Annotated in this window: 2 protein-coding genes; both read left to right on the forward strand. The window is 63.5% G+C overall.

The window, feature by feature from the left end:
* Window positions 1-217: 217 nt before the first annotated feature.
* Window positions 218-11,203 carry a non-ribosomal peptide synthetase gene (locus D8U73_RS08155; protein WP_130904171.1) on the forward strand — a complete coding sequence of 3,662 codons (10,986 nt, stop codon included), beginning with the start codon at window positions 218-220 and terminating at the stop codon, window positions 11,201-11,203.
* Window positions 11,203-22,965, forward strand: a complete 11,763-nt coding sequence (locus D8U73_RS08160) for a non-ribosomal peptide synthetase (RefSeq protein WP_130904172.1) — start codon at window positions 11,203-11,205, stop codon at window positions 22,963-22,965. Before D8U73_RS08155 ends, D8U73_RS08160 begins: the two co-directional genes overlap by 1 nt.
* Window positions 22,966-22,971 lie beyond the last annotated feature (6 nt).

Below are 22,971 nucleotides of genomic sequence, written 5' to 3' on the forward strand. Positions count from 1 at the left end.
GATGGCAGTGTGACTGGCGATATCCATGTCGGATGTCACACCGCTATCGCGAGCAAGCTTTGCTCCTACCGGTTTTGGGTTGGTCAGTTTTCTGTTATCGCCCTCGTTTTATCTCTCTTCTGATAGTTGTTCTCATTCGCTAATTTTTCCGGTCTGCATTCGTTTTATAGGGACGACGTGCCTTTGTGCTTCCCGCCACTGATCCGGATACCAAGAAATGAATGCTGAAGACTCCTTGAAACTTGCTCGCCGGTTTATCGGGTTGCCCCTGGAAAAGCGCCAGGTGTTCCTCGCGGCCTTGCACAAGGAGGGCGTTGATTTCGCCCGTTTTCCCATTCCTGCCGGCGTCGACGCCGAGGATCGCCAGGCGCTGTCGTACGCCCAGCAACGCATGTGGTTTCTCTGGCAACTGGACCCGCAAAGCGGTGCGTATAACTTGCCCGGTGCGGTGCGCCTGAGCGGTCGTCTGAATCTGGCGGCGCTGGAACAGGCCTTCGCCAGCCTGGTGGCACGTCACGAAACCCTGCGAACGGTGTTTGCGCCGCAGCCCGACGACAGTCTGCTGCAAGTGCCGGCCACGGCGCCGCTGGTGATCGAACACGTCGATTTCTGCAGCTTGCCGGCCAATGAGCGCGAGCAAGCCGTGGCACAAGCCGCCGAGCGGCAATCGATATTGCCGTTCGACCTGGGCACGGGGCCGCTGCTGCGTGTCACCTTGCTCAAACTCGCCGAGCAGGAACACGTCCTGCTGCTGACCCTGCACCACATCGTCTCGGATGGCTGGTCGATGAACGTGCTGATCGATGAATTCATCCGCTGCTACGACGCTTTCGATGCCGGTACGCAACCGCAACTGGCGCCATTGCCGATCCAATACAGCGACTACGCCTTGTGGCAGCGGCGCTGGCTGGAGGCGGGCGAGCAAGCGCGGCAGCTCGAATACTGGCAGGCACAATTGGGCGACGAACACCCGGTGCTGGAACTGCCGCTGGATCATCCGCGCCCGGCAATGCCGAGTCATCGTGGCACCCGCTACGAGTTCGCCGTCGACGAGCACCTCGCCGAGCAACTGCGCGCCACTGCACAGAGGCACAACGTCACGTTGTTCATGCTGCTGCTCGGCGCGTTCAACGTGCTCCTGCACCGCTACACAGGCCAGCGCGACATCCGCGTCGGTGTGCCGATTGCCAACCGCAACCTCGGCGAAATCGAAGGCCTGATCGGTTTCTTCGTCAACACCCAGGTGCTGCGCACGCAACTGGACGGCCAGACTCGGGTCGACGAACTGCTGCATCGCATCAAGGAAACGGCCCTTGGCGCACAGGCTCATCAAGACTTGCCGTTCGAGCGACTGGTCGAAGCCTTGAAACTGGAACGCAGCCTCAGCCATACGCCGCTGTTCCAGGTGATGTACAACCACCAGCCGCAGGTTGCCGACATCAGCAGCGTCACTACCGCCTCCGGTTTGGCGCTGGGCATGATCGAGTGGCAAGGGCGCACCACCCAGTTCGACCTGACCCTCGATACCTATGAAAAGGCGGGAAAGCTGCACGCCGCATTGACCTACGCCAACGACCTGTTTGACGCCACGACCATCGCACGTATGGCGCAGCACTGGACGCGCTTGCTGCAAGGCATGGTCGGCGATTCACAGCAACGCATCAGTGATTTGCCGATGCTGGAACAGGCCGAATACCAGCGCATCGTGCACGACTGGAACCGCGCCGATGAACGCTTCGCCGAAGATTTGTGCATTCATCAGATGATCGGCAAGCAAGTGTCCGAAAGCCCTGACGCATTGGCCGTGACCTTTGCGGACAAACGCCTGACCTACAGCGAACTCGACCAGCAAGCCAATCGCCTGGCACACAAACTGATCGAACTGGGCGTCGGCCCGGAAATCCGCGTCGGCGTGGCAATGCAGCGCTCCGAACAGCTGCTGGTGGCCTTGCTCGCGGTACTCAAGGCTGGCGGTGCCTACGTACCGCTCGACCCGGATTACCCGGCCGAGCGTGTCGCCTACATGCTGGAAGACAGCCGCGCGCTGCTGCTGTTGACCGAACAGGACGTGGCCAAGACCCTGAACGTGCAGGCCGCAACCCAATTGCTGATGCTCGATGGCATGGCGACAGGCCTGGCCGATTACCCGAGCGATGCCCCGATCACCCGTGTCACGCCGGACAACCTGGCCTACGTGATCTACACCTCCGGCTCCACCGGCAAACCCAAGGGCGTGGCCATCGCCCACCGTAACGTGCTGGCGCTGATCGACTGGTCCGCATCGGTTTACAGCCGCGAAGACATCCAGGGCGTGCTGGCCTCGACCTCGGTGTGCTTCGATCTGTCGGTGTGGGAGTTGTTCGTCACCCTGGCCAACGGCGGTTCGCTGATCATCGCCCGCAATGCCCTGGAGCTGCCGCAACTGCCGGCCCGGGATCAGGTGCGGTTGATCAACACCGTGCCTTCGGCGATCAATGCGCTGCAACGCGACGGGCAGATCCCGCCGAGCGTGCGCATCATCAACCTGGCCGGTGAGCCGCTCAAGCAAAGCCTGGTGGAGGCGTTGTACCGGCAAGCGAGCGTCGAGCATGTCTACGACCTGTACGGCCCGTCGGAAGACACCACTTATTCGACCTGGACCCGCCGCGAGGCCGCTGGCCGCGCCAACATCGGCCGCCCGCTCAAGCACACCGCCAGCTATCTGCTCGATGCCGACCTGCAACCGGTGCCGCAGGGCGTGTCTGCCGAGCTGTACCTCAGCGGTGCCGGGATCACGCGCGGCTACCTCGCACGGCCCGGCATGACCGCTGAAAAGTACGTACCCAATCCGTTTTCCAGCACTGGCGAACGCCTGTACCGCACCGGCGACCTGACCCGGTATCAGGCCGACGGTACTCTGCAATACGTGGGCCGCATCGACCATCAGGTCAAGGTCCGCGGTTTCCGTATCGAGCTGGGAGAAATCGAAGCGCGGTTGTTGCAGCAGGACGCCGTGAGAGAGCTGGCGGTGTTGGCTCAGGACGGTGTCAGCGGTCAGCAGTTGGTGGCGTACATTGTGCCGAGTGACTTGGCACTGATAGTCGATGCCGATGCGCAAGCGATCCTGCGCGAGACGCTGAAAGCGGCGCTGCGTCAGCATTTGCCGGACTACATGGTCCCGGCGTTCCTGCTGTTCCTCGAACATCTGCCGCTGACCCCTAACGGCAAACTCGACCGCAAGGCGTTGCCGTCGATTGATGGCGTTACGCAACAACGCGAACACGTTGCACCTCGTAGCGAATCGGAAAAAGCCCTCGCCGCCATCTGGCAAGACGTGCTGGCCATCGACAGCGTCGGCCTGGAAGACAACTTTTTCGAGCTGGGCGGCGACTCCATCGTTTCGATGCAAGTGGTCAGCCGTGCGCGGCAGGCCGGGATCGTGCTCAGCCCCAAGGACTTGTTCCAGCACCAGACCATCCGCAGCCTCGCTCAAGCCGCACGCTCTGGCGGGCCATCGCAGATCGATCAAGGTCCGGCGGTTGGCGAAGTGGCACTGGCCCCGGTGCAGCAATGGTTTTTCGAACAAGAGATCCCCGAGCGTCAGCACTGGAACCAGTCGCTGCTGCTGGTACCGCGGGTGGCATTGAATGTCGAAGTGCTGAAGCGGGCCCTGGAGCAATTGCTGACTCAACACGACAGCTTGCGGCTGCGTTATGCACAGGCAGAAAACGCCTGGCTGCAAACCTACGCCGCGCCGACCACGCAGTCGGTGTTGTGGCAGCGCAAGGCGCAATCGGTCGGTCAGCTCAACGCCTTGTGCGATGAAGCCCAGCGCAGCCTCGACCTGCACAACGGACCGTTGCTGCGGGCAATGCTGGTTGCGATGGCCGATGGCTCAGAACGTTTGCTGTTGGTTATCCACCACTTGGCGGTGGACGGTGTTTCCTGGCGCGTGCTGCTGGAAGATTTGCAGCACTTCTACAACGGCGGTACCGCGCAGGCGAAAACCAGCAGCTATCAGCGTTGGGTCGCACGTTTGCAGGCGCATCTGCCGGCCTTCGAACGCAACCTTGGTCACTGGCAGAGCCAACTGCAAGATGCGCCGAACGACCTGCCCTGCGAGCGCCCGAACGCTGCGCTGGAAAACCGCTACGAGCAAAAGCTCGAACTCAAACTCGACAGCGAGCAAACCCGCAAGCTGCTGCAACAGGCGCCGGCGGCTTACCGCACCCAGGTCAACGACCTGTTGCTGACCGCACTGGCCCGCGCCGTTTGCCGCTGGAGCGGGCAGGGCAGCACGTTGATTCAGCTCGAGGGTCATGGCCGCGAAGACCTGTTCGATGGGATCGACCTGACCCGCACTGTCGGCTGGTTCACCAGCCTGTTCCCGGTCAACCTGAAACCCTGCGCCGATCTCGGCGCGTCGATCAAAACCATCAAGGAGCAATTGCGCAACGTGCCGGACAAAGGCCTGGGCTACGGCGCGCTGCGTTATCTCGGCTCGAAGCCGGTACGCGATGCACTGGCGGGGTTGCCGCAACCGCGCATCACCTTCAACTATCTCGGGCAGTTCGACCGGCAGTTCGATGAAGGCGCATTGTTCACGCCGTCCGCTGAAGGCAACGGTGTGGCGCAGGACCCCACGGCGCCGCTCGGCAACTGGCTGGTGGTTGAAGGCCAGGTCTACGGCGGCGAGTTGTCCCTGAGCTGGGGTTTCAGCCGCGAGATGTTCGACACCGCGACCATCCAGCGTCTGGCTGACGAGTACACGTTGCAGCTCAACGCACTGATCGATCATTGCTGCGCGCTTGAAGTGGCGCAGGCCACGCCGTCGGACTTCCCGTTGGCGCAGATCGATCAGGCGCAACTCGATGGATTGCCGCTCTGCGTCTCGACGCTGGAAGACTTGTATCCGCTGTCGCCGATGCAACAAGGCATGTTGTTCCACACCCTGCACGAGCCGCAGGTCGGCGCCTACATCAGTCAGTTGCGTTTGGACATCGGTGGCCTGGACGTCGAGCGTTTCAGCCGCGCCTGGCAGGCCGCGGTCGAGCGTCACGACATTCTGCGCAGCAGCTTCCATTGGCAGGGGCTCGACGTCGCGCATCAGGCGATTGCCCGACAGGTGACGCTGCCGCTCGAGGTGCTTGAAGCGACCGACACCGACGCACTGGCCGATGCCGAACGGGCGCGAGGTTTCGAACTGGGCAGCGCACCGCTATTGCGCTTGAAACTGGTGCGTACCGGCACCGACGCCTGGCACCTGATCTACACCAGCCATCACATCCTGATGGATGGCTGGAGCAACGCGCAGTTGCTTGCCGAAGTGATCGAGCATTACGCAGGCGGGCAATCGCTGCCGGCGCCGACGGGGCAGTACCGCGATTACCTCGGCTGGTTGCAACAGCAATCGGCCGACGCTGGCGAGCAGTTCTGGAAAGCTGCGTTGGCACCTCTGCATACACCGACGATGCTGGCCGAAGCCCTGCGCCCACCCGTCGGCGTCGAGGGCAGCGAGGACCTTCGCGTGACCCTCGACAGCCGCGCCACCCAGCGCCTGGGCGAGTTTGCCCGCCAGCAAAAAGTCACCCTCAACACCGTGTTGCAAGCGGCATGGAGCCTGTTGCTGCAACGCTACACCGGTCAGGATTGCGTGGTGTTCGGTGCCACGGTGGCCGGGCGTTCGGCACCGCTGCCGGGCATCGAAGAGCAACTGGGGCTGTTCATCAACACGCTGCCGCTGGTGTGCTCGATGAAGCCCGACCAGAGCGTCAGCCAGTGGTTGGGTGAACTGCAAGGCCTGAACCTGGCGATGCGCGAGTTCGAGCACGTGCCGCTGTACGACATTCAAGGCTGGGCGGGGCAACAGGGTTCGACGTTGTTCGACAGCCTGCTGGTGTTCGAAAACTTCCCCGTCGCCGAAGCCCTGAAGCAGGGGGCGCCGGCCGGGTTGTCGTTCGGCAACCTGCATAACCATGAACGCACCCACTATCCGCTGACCCTCGGCGTCGAGCTGGGCGAAGCGTTGAGTGTCGATTTCAGCTATGACGCGGCGCGTTTCAGTGCCGCTCAGGTGGCGCAGCTCGCAGCCAATCTGCAGCACCTGCTGAGGCAATTCGTGGCAACGCCGGAAATGGCACTGGGAGAGCTGGAACTGCTCGATATCGCAGGCAAGGACGCGTTGCTCGCCATCAGTCAACCGGCAATGGTCGAGTTATCCACAGGGCTTTTGGCTCACGAGCGAATTGCCGCGCAAGCCGCTGCCGCTCCGGATGCGCTGGCATTGAAGGTCGATGGCCAAAGCCTGAGCTACGGCGAACTCAATGCCCAGGCCAACCGCCTGGCCCATCGTCTGATCGACAACGGCGCCGGCCCCGGCAAACGTATCGGCCTGGCCTTGCGGCGCGGTCCACAGTTGATTGTCAGTTTGCTCGCGGTACTGAAAAGCGGCGCGGCCTATGTGCCACTGGACCCGAAATACCCGGCCGAACGCCTGGGCTACATGATCGAAGACAGCCGCCTCGACGTGCTGCTCTGCGAACCCGGCCTGCTGGACGATTTGCCGCTGCCAGTGCATCTGCGCCTGTTGAGCCTTGATGAAACCGCAGGCTACCCGGCCAACGATCCACCAAGCCATGTCGTTGCCGAGGATCTGGCCTACATCATCTACACCTCCGGTTCCACCGGCCGGCCCAAAGGCGTGGCGATTGCCCACGGTGCGCTGCGCGAGTTTTGCCAGACCGCCGCCGATTATTCGCGGTTGTCGGCCGCCGACCGTGTGCTGCAATTCGCGACCTTCAGCTTCGACGGTTTCGTCGAGCAGTGCTACCCGGCGCTGTGCGTCGGCGCGGCGTTGATCATGCGCGGTGACGAGTTGTGGGACGCCGGCCGGCTGGCCGCGCAAATCGTCGCCCAAGGCGTGACCGTGGCCGACTTGCCGGCGGCCTACTGGTTCCTGCTGGCCCGCGAATGCGCCAGTGGCGTGGTGCGTAACCTTGGTGATTTGCGCCAGGTGCACGTCGGCGGCGAAGCCATGTCGGTGGAGGGTTTACGTCTGTGGCATCAGGCTGGTCTGAGCCCTGTGCGTTTGCTCAATACCTACGGTCCGACTGAAGCGACCGTGGTCTCCAGCGTGCACGATTGCCAACTGCAAGATGCCAGCGATGCGTTCGGTATCCCGATTGGTCGTGCAATCCCCGGTCGTGCGCTGTATGTGCTGGATTCGGCGGGTCAACTGCTGCCCGCCGATGGCGTCGGCGAGTTGTGCATCGGAGCTCCGGCCTGCCTGGCGCAAAGTTATTTCGACCGCCCGGCGCTGACCGCCGAACGCTTTCTGCCCGACCCGTTTGCCCGTGAACCGGGGGCGCGGCTGTACCGCAGCGGTGACCTGGCGCGCTATAACGCCCAGGGCGATCTGGAGTACGTCGGGCGCATCGACCATCAGGTGAAAATTCGCGGGTTGCGCATCGAGATGGGCGAGATCGAAGCCTGCCTGCAAGCTCGGGACGAGGTACGTGAAGCGGCGGTCATCGCCCAGGACGGTACGCAACTGGTGGCGTACATCGTCGCCAGTGGCGCGGTTACGTCCGAGACACAATACCTGCAAGCGCTCAGGTCGGTTCTGCGCCAGTCGCTGCCGGAATACATGGTGCCGAGCCATTTGCTCCTGCTCGACAAGCTGCCACTCAACAACAACGGCAAACTCGACCGCAAGGCCTTGCCAAGGGTTGAAGCCAGTGCTGCACAACGGGCCTTCGTCGCACCGCTGGAAGGGCTGGAATCGCAGCTGGCGCAGATCTGGCAGCATGTGCTGCAAGTGGAACAAGTGGGCCGCGACGACAACTTCTTCGAGTTGGGTGGCCACTCGTTGCGGGTACTGCAAGTGATTTCGCGGGTGCGTCAGCAACTGAACATCGAACTGTCGGTGAGCAGCCTGTTTTCCGCTGCGAGTCTCTCGGAGTTTGCCGAGCGTGCGGCGCTTGCCGAAATCAGCGCTCAGCCGCCACTGCAACCTGCGGCGGCCGATCAGCCGCGAGTTCTGTCCTACGCCCAGCAGCGCCAGTGGATTCTCTGGCAACTGGACCCGCACAGCAGTGCCTACAACATCCCGGCCGCACTGCGCCTGAAAGGGCCGTTGAACCGCGACGCACTGCGTGCAGCCTTCCTGCACTTGCAGGCCCGTCACGAAACCCTGCGCACGACCTTCGAACAGGACGGTCAGCAGGCCCGCCCATTGGTGCACGCCGAACTGGCGTTGCAGTTGAGCGAGCGACCAGTTGTTGAGTCGGCGCTCAGCGATGCGCTGGCCGAAGAAATTGCCCAGCCGTTCGACCTGCGCACCGGTCCGCTGTGGCGCGCATTGCTGCTGCAAGTCAGCGCCGAAGATCACGTGCTGGTGCTGACCGTGCACCACATCGCCGCCGATGGCTGGTCGATGCAGGTGATGGTCGATGAATTCAGTGCTTTGTATCAGGCCGCCATCGAGGGTTGCGCGCCTGACCTCAACAGCTTGCCGGTGGCTTACAGCGACTATGCCCGCTGGCAGCGCGACTGGCTGGAAGCGGGCGAGGGCGCTCGGCAACTGGCGTGGTGGCGCGAGCAACTGGACGGCAGTCAGGCACCGCTGGAACTGCCGAGCGAACTGAGCCGTCCGGCCCGTCGCAGCGGGCGCGGTGCCAGCCTGATGCTCAACGTCGATCGGCAACTGCTGGCTGGTTTGCGTGAGCAGGCACAGGAGCAGCAAGTGACCTTGTTCATGTTGTTGCTGGCGAGCCTGCAGACCTTGCTGCACCGCCAGAGCGGGCAGTCGGGCATCAGCGTCGGCGTGCCGAGCGCCGGTCGTTCGCGGATCGAAACCGAAGGCCTGATTGGCTTCTTCATCAACACCCAGGTGCTGCGTGCCGAGATCGACGGGCAACAGCCGTTCAGTGCCTTGCTGCAACAGGTCAAACAAACGGCACTGAATGCCCAGGCTCATCAGGACTTGCCGTTCGAGCAACTGGTCGATGCCTTGCAGCCTGACCGCAGCCTCAATCACAGCCCATTGTTTCAGGTGCTCTACAACCACCAGCAGCAGATGGGCGCGAGCGTCGAGCGGGTGGTCGGCGGTTTGCAGGTCGAGCGCTTGCACTGGCAACAGCACACCGCACAATTCGATCTGATGCTCGATACCCAGGAACAAGGCGACACACTGGACGCCAGCCTGACCTATGCCAGCGATCTGTACGACGAAGCCTCGATGCAGCGTTTCGCCGAGCAATGGCTGAACCTGCTGCGTGCGGTGGTGGCCGATCCGCAGCAACGCGTCGCCGAACTGCCGTTGCTGCAAGCCTCGCAGTACGACGCTTTGATCGAGCACTGGAATCCGGCGTTCCAGCTGCAAGCGCCATCGCCGACCTTGCATCAGTTGTTCGAAGCGCAAGCCGCGCAACGGCCGGACGCGGTGGCACTGGTCTTTGAGGGCGAACACCTGACCTACGCCGCGCTCAACGCCCAGGCCAACCGCCTGGCGCGCAAGCTGCGCGAGCAGGGTGTCGGGCCGGAAGTGCGCGTGGGCATCTCCACCGAGCGGGCGCTGCCGCTGGTGGTCGGTCTGCTGGCGATTCTCAAGGCCGGTGGCGCCTATGTGCCGCTCGATCCGCAATACCCCGCCGAGCGCTTGAGCTACATGATCGACGACAGCGGCATTGCGCTGCTGTTGACCCAGTCTCACTTGATCGACGGTTTGCCGGCACGTGATGGCGTGCAGGTGCTCGACCTGGGCGCGATGCAACTGGACGCTTACAGCGCCGACAACCTGGCGCCGCTGGCGACGGCGGACAATCTTGCCTACGTGATCTACACCTCCGGTTCCACCGGTCGCCCGAAAGGCGCTTTGCTCAGCCACGGCAACGTCGGGCGCTTGCTGACGGCCACCGCCGAACAGTTCAACTTCGGTCCGGACGATGTGTGGACCTTGTTCCATTCCTACGCGTTCGATTTCTCTGTGTGGGAGCTGTTCGGTTCGCTGTGCACCGGCGGGCGCCTGATCATCGTGCCGTACTACATCAGCCGTGAGCCGCAGGCATTCCACCGCTTGCTCTGCGATCAAGGGGTGACGGTGTTGAACCAGACCCCGACCGCGTTCCGCCAGTTGCTGCCGATTGCCTGCGCCAGCGCACGCGGTCTGGCGCTGCGTCAGGTGATCTTCGGCGGTGAAGCACTGGAAGTGGCGAGCTTGCGCCCGTGGTTCGAACGCTTCGGCGATCAACAGCCAACGCTGGTGAACATGTATGGCATCACCGAAACCACGGTGCACGTGACCTACCGCGCCATTCGCCGGGCCGACCTCGACGGCAAGGCGCAGAGCCCGATCGGCCTGCCGATCCGCGACCTGCGCTGGTACTTGCTCGACAGCCAGTTACAACCGGTGCCGGTGGGGGTGGCAGGCGAGCTGTACATCGCTGGCGCCGGTCTGGCGCGGGGTTATCACGGACGTTTCGGCCTCACCGCCGAACGCTTTGTACCGAGCCCGTTCGACGCTTCGCAACGGCTCTATCGCAGTGGCGACCTGGCGCGCCAACGTGCCGACGGCAGCATCGATTACCTCGGGCGCATCGACCAGCAAGTGAAGATCCGCGGTTTCCGCATCGAACTGGGCGAGATCGAAGCCGCGCTGCTGGCGCAACCCGGCGTTCGCCAGGCGGTGTTGAGCGTGTACACCGCTGACGCCGGGCCGCAGCTCTGCGCCTATGTCGTCGCCGAGCAAACCCCGCATGACCCGATTGCCTGGCGTGACAACCTGCGCGCCGCGCTCAAGGTCGACCTGCCGGACTACATGGTGCCAAGCCACTGGCTGCTGCTCGATGACTTGCCGCTGACCAGCAACGGCAAGCTCGACCGCAAGGCTTTGCCGCTGCCGTTTGCCGAAGACTGGCAGCGACCGTTCGAAGCCCCAGAGGGCCAACTCGAACAGCAACTGGCGGCGATCTGGGCCGACGTGCTGGGCGTGGCGCAGATCGGGCGGCGCGACAACTTCTTTGAATTGGGCGGGCACTCGCTGCTCGCCGCCCAGGCCAATGCCCGCGTGGAACTGGAATTGGGCATCGAGCTGCCGTTGCGCGCGCTGTTCGAAAGCCACGACCTTCAGGCTTACGCCGCCATGGCCTCGCAACAAGCCCCGACTGACAACGATGCACGTCTGGATGCGCTTGAGTCGCTTCTCGACGAGATGGAGATCAACTGATGGAACACAGCACCGCCATGCGTATCGCCACCCGCTTCGCCGGCCTGCCTGCCGACAAGCGCCGCGAGTTTTTGAGCAAGATGCAAGAGCAGGGTGTGAGCTTCGGTCAACTGCCGATTCCAGCCGCCGTCGAGCCGCCAGCGCACTTTGAACTGTCCTACGCGCAGCAGCGCCAATGGTTCCTCTGGCAGCTCGATCCACAGGGTTCGGCCTACAACATTCCCGCGGCCCTGCGTCTGCATGGACCGTTGAATGTAGAGGCCCTGCAACAGAGTTTTGACCGGTTGCTGGAACGGCACCAAAGCCTGCGCAGCCGTTTTGTCGAGGATGACGGCCAGGTGCTGCAATCCTTGGCGACGTTCACTTCATTGGCTATCGAGCAGCACGATTTGCGCGATGAACCTGCGGCGCAACGCTTCGAATGTGCAATGAAAAAAGTCGAGCAGGAGATCGCCCGCCCATTCGATTTGCAGCACGGACCGTTGTTGCGTGTCAGCCTGCTGCAACTGGATGCCGAGGATCATGTGCTGGTGCTGACCCTGCACCACATCGTCACCGATGGCTGGTCAATGGGGGTATTGATTGAAGAGTTTTCCCGACTGTATGCCGCCCATTGCCAAGGGCTGGACGCAGAACTGCAAGGGTTGCCGATCCAGTATTCGGATTACGCCGCGTGGCAACGGCGCTGGATGGAAGCGGGGGAGCTGGAACGGCAACTGAACTGGTGGCGTGAAAAACTCGGCAGCGAACAGCCGCTGCTGGAACTACCGACCGATCGCCCGCGCCCGGCCCAGCCGAGCCAGCGCGGTGCGCGACTGGACTTCGCCCTCGACGCGGACTTGGCCAGCGGTCTGCTGACCCTGGCCAAACAACGCGGCGTGACGCCGTTCATGCTGTTGCTGGCCAGTTTCCAGGCCTTGCTCTATCGCTACAGCGGTCAAGCCGACCTGCGCGTCGGTGTGCCGATCGGTAACCGTAATCGCAGCGAAACCCGTGGCCTGATCGGTTTCTTCGTTAACACCCAAGTGATGCGCGCCGAACTCGACGGACGCCTGCCGTTCAGCCAGTTACTGGAGCAGACCCGCGTCACTTCGCTGGATGCCCAGGATTACCAGGACTTGCCGTTCGAGCGTCTGGTGCAGGCGCTGCAAGGCGAGCGCAGCCTCAGCCACAGCCCGCTGTTCCAGGTGATGTTCAACCACCAGCTAGCCCGGCCGGCAGCGGTCAGCGGTTTGCTGGCGGGGCTGCGGGTCGAGGCGTTGAACGCCACGGCGAAGTCCACGCAATTCGACCTGCAACTCGACACCCAGGAACAGGGTGACCAACTGTTAGCCAGCCTGACCTACGCCACCGACCTGTTCGACGCCGAGCGCATCGAAACACTGGCCCGGCATTGGCGCAACTTGCTGGCCGGCGTGCTGGCAAACCCGCAAACCCCGCTGGCCGAATTGCCGCTGCTGGATGCCGACGAGCGCCTGCGTATCCTCGATGAACTCAACGACACCGCTCAGGACTATCCGGGCGAAGTCTGTGTGCAACGGCACTTCGAAGCGCGGGTGCTTGAAAATCCTCAAGCGACGGCGCTGGTGTTCCAGGGCCAGGACCTGAGTTATGCACAGCTGAATCTGCGCGCCAACCGCCTGGCCCATCACTTGCGCGGGCGAGGTGTCGGCCCGGAAGTGATCGTCGGGATCGCCTGCGAGCGCTCGCTGGAAATGGTCGTCGGCCTGTTGGCGATTCTCAAGGCCGGTGGCGCCTATGTGCCGTTGGACCCGGAATATCCGCGCGATCGCCTGAGCTACATGATCGAAGACAGCGGTATTTCGCTGTTGCTGACCCAGGCGCATTTGCTGGCTCAATTACCGACCCCGGACACCGTGCGGACCCTGTGCCTGCACGCTGACGCCGATTGGCTGAGCGATCTGCCGGGCAGCGATCTGCCAAACATTGCCGTGGCGGAAAACCTTGCCTACATGATCTACACCTCCGGTTCCACCGGTAAGCCCAAGGGCGCGGGCAACCGCCATGTGGCGCTGCACAACCGCATCGAATGGATGCAGCAGGCCTACAACCTGCAACCGTCGGACCGCGTGCTGCAAAAGACCCCGTTCAGTTTCGACGTGTCAGTGTGGGAGTTTTTCTGGCCGCTGATGAAAGGCGCCACGCTGGTGATCGCCGCGCCGGGTGAACATCGCGACCCGCAACGGCTAGCCGCATTGATCGTCGAACAGTCGATCACCACGCTGCACTTCGTGCCGTCGATGCTCTCGGCGTTCATTGGCGCTGATGAAGCGCTGGCCTGCACCTCGCTGACCCGGATCATTTGCAGCGGTGAAGCGCTGCCGATGGAATTGCAACGCCAGACCCTGCGCAGCCTGCCCCGAGCCAACCTGTACAACCTGTATGGCCCGACCGAAGCGGCCATCGACGTGACTCACTGGACCTGCGTCGAAGAGGGCCGCGACAGCGTGCCGATCGGCCGACCGATCGCCAACTTGCGCACCTGCATCCTCGACAGCGAACTGCAACCGTTGCCGCTGGGCGCGGTGGGTGAGTTGTACCTCGGCGGTGTCGGCCTGGCTCGGGGTTACCACCGTCGCGGCGCGCTGACCGCCGAGCGTTTTGTGGTCGACCCGTTCGGCAGCGGCGAGCGTTTGTACCGCACCGGCGACCTGGCGCGTTACCGCGCCGACGGCGCCATCGACTACTGCGGACGCATCGACCATCAAGTGAAGATCCGTGGCTTGCGCATTGAACTGGGGGAAATCGAAGCGCGCCTGCAAGAACATGCCGGTGTGCAGGAAGCCGTGGTGCTGGCCCTCGACGGCCCGAGCGGCAAGCAACTGGTGGCCTACATCGTGCCGCAGCAGCGTACCTTGGTCGACGCCGATGCCGAACGGCAGGGCGTGTGGCGTGAAAGCCTGAAAAGCCATTTGCTCGGCAGCCTGCCGGATTACATGGTGCCGGCACAGACGGTGCTGATCGAGCAAATGCCCCTGAGCCCCAACGGCAAGCTGGACCGCAAACGCCTGCCGGCGCCGACCGCGCAGGTCAGCCAGCGCGCATTCGAAGCACCGCGCAGTGCCCATGAGCAGGTGCTGGCGCAGATCTGGCAGGACGTGCTGGGCGTTGAACAGGTCGGGCGTCAGGACAACTTCTTTGAGCTGGGCGGCGACTCAATCATCTCGATCCAGGTGGTCAGCCGTGCTCGCCGCGCCGGCCTGAGCCTGCAACCGCGCGACCTGTTCCAGCAGCAAACCCTGCAAGCCTTGGCCGCCGTGGTCAAGGAACAAGCAGCACCGTCGGCGCAACAGGGGGCGGTGGATGGCGTGCAAAAACTCACGCCGATACAGCGCTGGTTCTTCGCCGAGCCGATCCCGCAACGCGCTCACTGGAACCAGGCGGTGTTGCTGACACCGCGCGAAACCCTTGAGTTGCCGCGCCTGCAAGGCGCCCTGCAACGTGTGCTCAAGCAACACGATGCCTTGCGTTTGCGATTCAGCCAGGTCGACGGTCAATGGTCGGCGCGCTATGTCGGCGCCGACAGTACCGACGTCATCGACATGCTCTGGACCGCCCGCGTCGCCAGCGATGCCTCGCTCGAATCGGTGTGCGACGAAGCCCAGCGCAGCCTCAGCCTGCAAGACGGTCCGCTGCTGCGGGTGGCGCTGATCGCCCAGGCCGACGGTTCGCAACGGTTGCTGCTGGTGATCCATCACCTGGCGGTGGACGGGGTTTCGTGGCGGGTGTTGCTGGAAGATTTGCAGGCCGCCTATCAAGGTGAAGCATTGCCGCCGAAAACCAGCGCGTTCCAGGCCTGGGCGGACAAGCTCGACGCTTACGCTCGTTCCGATGCCGCCGCCAGCGAACTGTACTGGTGGCAGGCGCAACTGGCCGGGGCCAGCGATTCGCTGCCGGCAGCCAACCCGCAAGCGAGTCAGGCCGGGCATCTGCGCCAGGGCGTGAGCATCGGCCTGGACCGCGATCAGACTCGCCAATTGCTGCAACAGGCACCGGCGGCCTACCGCACCCAAGTCAACGACCTGCTGCTCACCGCACTGGCCCGCACCCTCAGCCGTTGGACCGGCCACGCATCGGCGCTGATCCAGCTCGAAGGCCATGGCCGCGAAGAACTGTTCGACGATATCGATCTGACCCGCACCGTTGGCTGGTTCTCCAGCCTGTTCCCGGTGCGCCTGACGCCGACCGCCGAGCTCGGCGCTTCGATCAAGGCGATCAAACAGCAACTGCGCGAAGTTCCAGGCAAAGGCCTGGGCTACGGCCTGCTGCGCTACATGGGCGATGCTGCGGCGCAATCAGCATTGGTCGAGCTGCCCCAGGCGCGGGTGACGTTCAACTATCTCGGCCAGTTCGACCAGAGCTTTGCCGAGGACGCCTTGTTCTCCCCAGCCAAGGAGTCCAGCGGTGCCGCGCAATCGGCGGATGCGCCGTTGCCGAACTGGCTGTCCGTGGACGGTCAGGTCTACGGCGGCGAATTGAAACTCGATTGGACCTTCAGCCGAGAATGCTTCGACCTGCGCGACATTGAAGCTCTGGCGATCGATTTCCGTGCTGAGCTGTTGGCGCTGATCGACCATTGCCTGAGCGACGGTGCGGGCGGCGTGACCCCGGCGGACTTCCCGCTGGCGCGGCTGAGCCAAGCGCAACTTGATGGGTTGCCGGTGCCGCCGGGGCATATCGAAGATGTGTATCCGCTGTCGCCGATGCAGGCCGGTTTACTGTTCCACAGCCTCTTTGAGTCGGCGTCCGGCGCCTATGTCAACCAGCTCAGCGTCGAGGTACGCGGCCTTGATGCGCAACGATTGGGCCGGGCGTGGCAAGCGGTGCTCGACAGTCATGCGATCCTGCGCAGCAGCTTTCACTTCCCACAGGGTTTCGAAGCGCCAGTGCAGGTGGTCCATCGTCATCTTGAGTTGCCGATGACCTGCCTTGACTGGCGTGATCGCGACGATCAGGCCGAAGCACTGGCGCAACTGATCGACAGCGAACGCCTGCAACTGGATTCAACTCAAGCGCCGTTGATGCGTTTGACGCTGGTGCGCCTGGATGACGAGCGTCAGCAACTGATCTACACCCACCATCACCTGTTGCTCGACGGCTGGAGCAATTCGCTGTTGCTCAGCGAAGTCTTGCAGCGTTATGCCGGCCAGGAAGTGCCCGCGCCAACCGGACGTTTTGCCGACTACATCGGCTGGCTGCAACGTCAGGATGCCGAGGCAGACGAGGCCTTCTGGCGCGGGCAACTGGCGAGCCTGGACAACCCGACGCTGTTGGCCCAGAGCCTGGCCCATGGCGGTATGAAGCAACCGTTGGACGCGGAGTTTGCCGACCATCGCCAGACCTTCGATGTCGCCACCAGCCAACGTTTCAGCGACTTTGCCCGCCAGCAGAAAGTCACCCTCAACACCTTGGTGCAAGGCGCGTGGGCGCTGTTGTTGCAACGCTATAGCGGCCAACGCAGCGTGGCGTTCGGCGCCACTGTGGCCGGGCGCCCGGTGGATTTGCCGGGGGCCGAAAGCCAGCTCGGGTTGTTCATCAACACCTTGCCTGTGATCAGCAGCCCCGACGCGGTGGAAAGTGTCGAGCAATGGCTGAACCGCTTGCAGGCGCAGAACCTCGAACTGCGCGAACACGAATTCACCGCCCTCGGAGATATCCAGCGCTGGGCCGGGCGTGCCGGTGAGCCGCTGTTCGACAGCCTGCTGGTGTTCGAAAACTTCCCGGTGGCCGAGGCGCTGCAACAGGGCGCGCCGGCCGGTTTGAGCTTCTCGATCCCGCACAACCACGAACGCACCAATTTCCCGCTGACCCTGGCGGCCACCGCCGAAAGTCAGCTGAGCCTGCATTGGAGTTTCCAATGCAGCCACTTCAGCAGCACGGCGATTGTGCGCATGAGCGAGCACCTGGCCGCGTTGTTGGCGGCAATGGTTGCCACGCCTCAGGCAGCGTTGAGTGAACTGGACCTGCTGACCGCAACCGAACGCACCCAGCAATTGCTGGAATGGAACCCGCCGTTCAAGGCCGCGCAAAACCCGCTGTGCGTGCATCAGTTGATCGAGGCCCAGGCCGTTGCCCGGCCTGACGCCACGGCGCTGATTTTCAACGATGTGCAACTGAGCTTCGACCAACTCAACCGCCGCGCCAACCGCTTGGCCCACCATTTGCGCGGGCGCGGTATTGGCCCCGAAGTGCGGGTCGGCCTGGCGATGCAGCGTTCGCCGGACATGATCGTCGGTCTGCTGGCGATCCTCAAGGCGGGCGGCGCATATGTGCCGCTCGACCCGGCGTATCCGGCGGAACGCCTGCGCTACCTGATGGATGACAGTGGGATCTCGCTGCTGATCAGCCAATCCTGGCTGCGGGAAAAACTGCCATTGCCCGAAGGCCTGGCGGTAGTGGAAATCGACCGCGAGCCGCTGGAGTCCATGGCCGACAGCAACCCGGTCAACCTGACTTGCGGTGAAAACCTCGCCTACCTGATCTACACCTCGGGTTCCACCGGGCGGCCGAAAGGTGTGAGCGTGGCCCACGGTCCGCTGGCCATGCATTGCCTGTCCATCGGCGAGTTGTACGGCATGACCCCGGACGACCGCGAACTGCAATTTGCCTCGATCAGCTTCGACGGTGCCCACGAACGCTGGCTGACACCGCTGGTGTTCGGTTCGGCGGTGATGCCGCGCGACGACGAGTTGTGGAGCGTGGAGCGCACCTGCGCCGAGATCGAAAAACACCGCATCACCATCGCCTGCTTCACCCCGAGTTACCTGGCACAGATCGCCGATTACATGGGCGAAGCCGGGCGCGATTTGCCGATCCGCTCTTACACGCCGTGCGGTGAAGGCATGGCCAAGCATGCCTTCGATGAAGTCCAGCAAGTGCTGCAACCCAAACGTCTGATCAATGGCTATGGCCCGACCGAAACGGTGATCACCCCACTGATCTGGCTGGCCTATCCGGATACCGAATTCGACTCGGCGTTCATGCCGATCGGCCGGCCCGTTGGCAACCGCAGTGCCTATATTCTGGACGGTGGCTTGCAGCCGCTGCCGGTGGGCGTGGCGGGCGAGTTGTACCTGGGCGGCGAGGGCGTGGCGCGGGGTTATCACCAGCGCCCGGACCTGACCGCCGAACGTTTCGTGCCGGATCCTTTCGTGCCGGGCGCGCGTCTGTATCGCAGCGGCGACCTCGCACGATTCCGCGCAGACGGGGTGGTGGAATACCTCGGTCGCATCGACCAGCAGGTGAAGATTCGCGGGTTCCGTATCGAACTCGGCGAAATCGAAGCCTGCCTGATGGAACACGTAGGCGTGCGTGAAGCCTTGGTCATCGACCGCGATGGCCCGACCAGCCGCCAGTTGGTCGGTTACGTGGTGCCGCGTGATCCGCTGACCGACGAACAGGATTTGCGTGACGCACTGACGGCGCACCTGCGCAGTCGCTTGCCGGCGCACATGTTGCCGGCGCACCTGATGTGCCTGGCGGCACTGCCGCTGACGCCGAACGGCAAGCTCGATCGTCAGGGTTTGCCAGCGCCGCAAGCCTCGCGCCAGAGCCTCGATCAAGTGGCAGCGGCATCGCCCGCCGAGGCGCTGTTGGTAGAAATCTGGCAGGCGCTGCTGGGCCTGGATTCGCTGGGCGTCACCGAGAATTTCTTCGAACTGGGCGGTGACTCGATCATTTCCCTGCAAGCGGTGAGCCGTGCCGGGCAGCGCGGGCTGGTGTTCAGTCCGAAGCAGTTGTTTGAGCAACAGACCATCCGTGCACTCGCCGCCGTGGCGACCCGTCGTGAAGCTACGTTGGTCCAAACGCCGACCGTCGAGGCGTTTGCCCTTGTTCCGCAGATTGATGCAGCGGCTCGTACAGGGCTGCAAGACCTGTATCCACTGTCACCGATGCAGCAGGGCATGCTGTTCCATTGCCTCGATTCGCCGGAGCTCAACCCCTACGTCAACCAGTTGAGCGTGGCGGTCGACGGCTTGCAGGTGCCGCGTTTCCGTGCGGCGTGGCAAGCGCTGGTCGAGCGCCACGAAGTGCTGCGCGCGGCGTTCCGCTGGCGCGATGGGCTGGCCGATCCGCTGCAAGCGGTGTTCGCCGAGGTCGAGTTGCCGATCCAGGAACTTGACTGGCGCGAACGCAGCGACACCGAACAGGCGTTGAATGAGCTGGCGGCTTCCGAGCAGGCCAAGGGCTTCGACCTGAGCTGCCCACCGCTGATGCGCTTCATTCTGGTTCGCCTCGGTGAAGCGCGTTACCAGATGATCTGGATCTACCATCACCTGCTGCTGGACGGCTGGAGTGCTTCGCGCCTGCTCGGCGAAATGCTGCGCCTGTACCACCACGACAGCCTGCCGGCGCTGACCGGTCGCTACGCCGACTACATCGCCTGGCTGCAACGCCAGGATGATGCCCAGGCCGAAGCTTTCTGGCGTGAGCGTCTGGCCTTGCTGGAAGCACCGACCATTCTGGCCAAGGCCTCCGGTGCCAGCGGTTGCGGCCATGGCGTGATGTACAGCGACCTCAATGCCGAGGCGACGCGCAAGTTGCACAGCTTCGCCAAGCGCCAGCGCGTGACCCTCAACACCCTGGTGCAAGGCGCCTGGCTGTTGCTCTTGCAGCGCCACAGCGGCCAGCGCAGCGTGGCATTCGGCGCCACCGTGGCGGGGCGTCCAACCGCTTTGCCCGGTGCCCAGGACATGCTTGGCCTGTTCATCAATACCTTGCCGGTGATCCAGACCCTCGACCCGCAACAGCCGCTCGGTGAGTGGCTGCGTGAGCTGCAGGATTACAACCTGGCGGTGCGCGACTACGAACACACGCCGTTGTCCGACGTCCAGCGCTGGGCCGGGCAGGGTGGCCAGGGGCTGTTCGACAGCATCATCGTCTTTGAAAACCATCCGGTGGACCGTGCCTTGCGCGGTGGCGAGGAAGGCGAGTTGCGCTTCGCCGAAGTCGGCAGCGGCGGCGTCACCAACTTCCCGATGGACTTGATGGTCAGCGCCAACGAGGAAGGCCTGGAAGTCGAATATCTGTACCTGCGTGATCGCTTCAGCGAACAGGAAGTCGAGCGCATTCGTGCCCAACTGGAAGGCTTGCTGCGTGCATTGCCTGAGGATGCCGACTGCCTGCTCGGCAACATCGGCTTGCCCGAAGCGCGTTTGAGTCTGCCGCACGCGTCTGCCGACAACACTGATCTATTGCACGCGTTCAATCAGCATGTCCGTCATCAGCCGCAGAAAATTGCGTTGTTCTGCGAGGACCGGGAGCTCAGCTATGCCGATCTTGATGCACAGGCCAACGGTCTGGCTCAGCTACTGATCGCACGCGGCATCGGCGCGGAAAACCTGGTGGCCGTGGCGCTGCCGCGTTCCGAACGGACCCTTGTCGCGTTCCTCGCGGTGCTCAAGGCGGGCGCTGCGTATCTGCCGCTGGACCTCGCGTACCCGGCCGAACGGCTGGCGTACATGCTCAGCGATTCAGCGGCGAGCCTGTTGATTTGCGACAGCGACATCGGTGAACGCCTGACGTTGGCCGACAGCCCGCCGCGTTTGTTGCTCGATCAACTGAACGTTGCCGGCAGCAGCGAGTGCCCGGTTGTCGAGCCGCTGCCCGGCCACCTGGCGTACCTGATCTACACCTCGGGGTCTACCGGCCAACCCAAAGGCGTGGCCGTGTCGCGGGGGCCGATTGCCCGGCATTGCCGCGGCATCATCGATCTCTACGAACTGGCAACCCGCAGCCGTGAATTGCACTTCATGTCGTTCGCCTTCGACGGGGCCCAGGAGCGTTGGCTGAGCGTAATGCTGGCCGGTGGCAGCCTGGTGATCCGCGAGGACAACGTGTGGACGCCGGAGCAAACCCTGGAAGTGTTGCATCGGCACAGCGTCACCGTCGCCTGCTTCCCGCCTGCGTACCTGCAACAGATGGCCGAAGTGGCCGAGCGTCTGGGCAATCCCCCGGCGGTCGAGGTGTATTGCTTTGGTGGCGATGCGGTGCCGGACGCGAGTTTCGAACAGGTCAAGCGTGCCTTGCGGCCGAAGCGTCTGGTCAACGGTTACGGTCCGACTGAAACCGTGGTCACGCCGCTGCTGTGGCGTGCCGAGGCCAGCGAACGTTGCGATGCCGCCTATGCGCCGATTGGGCGTGGCGTCGCGGGGCGCGGCTTGTACATACTCGATGCCGATCTCAATCCGTTGCCGGTGGGTGTCAGTGGTGAGTTGTACCTGGGCGGCGAATGCCTGGCGCGGGGTTATCACCAGCGGCCGGGGATGAGCGCCGAGCGTTTCATACCCGATCCGTTCGAGGCCGGTGGCCGCATGTACCGCACCGGTGATCTGGTGCGCCAGCGTGAATGCGGCTTGATCGACTACCTCGGCCGACTCGACCAGCAAGTGAAGATTCGTGGTTTCCGCATCGAACCGGGCGAAATCGAAGCGCGCTTGCGCGATTGCGTGGGCGTGCAGGATGCCGCCGTGGTGGTGCACGACACGCCGACCGGCAAGCAGTTGGTCGGGTATGTGGTGGCTGGCGCTGCGGTCGGGCTGGACCGTCGCTTGAAAGCCGAGCTGCAAGCGCAAATGCCGGACTACATGGTGCCGGCGCGAATCCTCGTGCTGGAGCGTTTCCCGCTGTCGGCCAACGGCAAGCTCGACCGCCGCGCACTGCCCGAGCCGGAATGGGCGCTGGGCGGCTATCGCGCGCCGCGCAATGCGCTGGAACAGGCGTTGACCGCGATCTGGCAAGACGTACTCGGCGTGCCGCAAGTGGGCATCGACGACAACTTCTTCGAACTCGGTGGCGACTCGTTGCAGGTGCTCAAAGTCATCTCGCGGGTGCGCAGCCAGCCGCAGTTGGGCTTTGAGTTGAAACTGCGCGACTTGATGCAGAAACCGTGCATCGCCGAGCTCAGTGGCTATCAGGTAGCCGAGCCCGCGAAAGCACCAGACCCGTTGTTGGCGCTCAATAGCCGGGTCGCCAATGTGCCGGCGCTGTTCTGCCTGCACGCTGGTTTCGGCACGGTGTTCGACTACGAACCGCTGGCCCGGCGTCTGGACGGTCGGCGCACGGTGTATGGCCTGCAATGCCGCATGTTGCTTGATCCGCAGTGGCAGGACGAATCGCTGCTGGCGATGGCCCAGGCCTACGCCCAACGGCTTCGTGCACAACAGCCGCACGGTCCGTATTACCTGTTGGGCTGGTCCTTGGGGGGCGCGTTGACGCAACTGGTCGCTCGGGAACTGGAAGACCAAGGGCAAACAGTGGCGTTTGCCGGACTGGTCGACAGCTACGTGGCGGGCACCGCGGAAGCAGGGGACTGGCGCGAAGATTTGGCGAACTTCCTGAAGTTCGTCCTCGGTCAACCGTCTGAAGACGCAGAAGCATTGATTGATTTGAAAGCCGCTGGCCTGAGTGAACGGGAAGGCGCCGCAGCGGTGATTGAAGCGGCAATGCACGGTGCCAACGAAAACGCGGCGTTGGGCGCGAGCGAGCTGACGCAGATCTTCGCCACCGGCTCATCGCTCAAACAACTGGCGCTGGCGCAACGACGATTGCCATCGGTGCAGGTGGCGGCGCATCGCTGGTGGGTGGCCGGGCGTGATGACGAGCGCCGGGTGTTCGAAGCGCAAGTCGGTCATCACGGCGTGGATCGCTTGTTGGCGGGCGGGCATTACGAGTTGTTGCGTGGTGATGAGTTGCTCAATGAGCTTGAACAACTGTTGGAGCGCCGGACAGCTATTGCTTGAAAACGT

The sequence above is a fragment of the Pseudomonas sp. Sample_22 genome (genome assembly GCF_004307635.1).
GTDB lineage: Bacteria > Pseudomonadota > Gammaproteobacteria > Pseudomonadales > Pseudomonadaceae > Aquipseudomonas.

Excerpts from the sequence above, each read along its gene's own strand:
- D8U73_RS08155 (WP_130904171.1), top strand. The coding sequence starts at position 218 with ATGAATGCTGAAGACTCCTTGAAACTTGCTCGCCGGTTTATCGGGTTG.
- D8U73_RS08160 (WP_130904172.1), top strand. The coding sequence starts at position 11,203 with ATGGAACACAGCACCGCCATGCGTATCGCCACCCGCTTCGCCGGCCTG.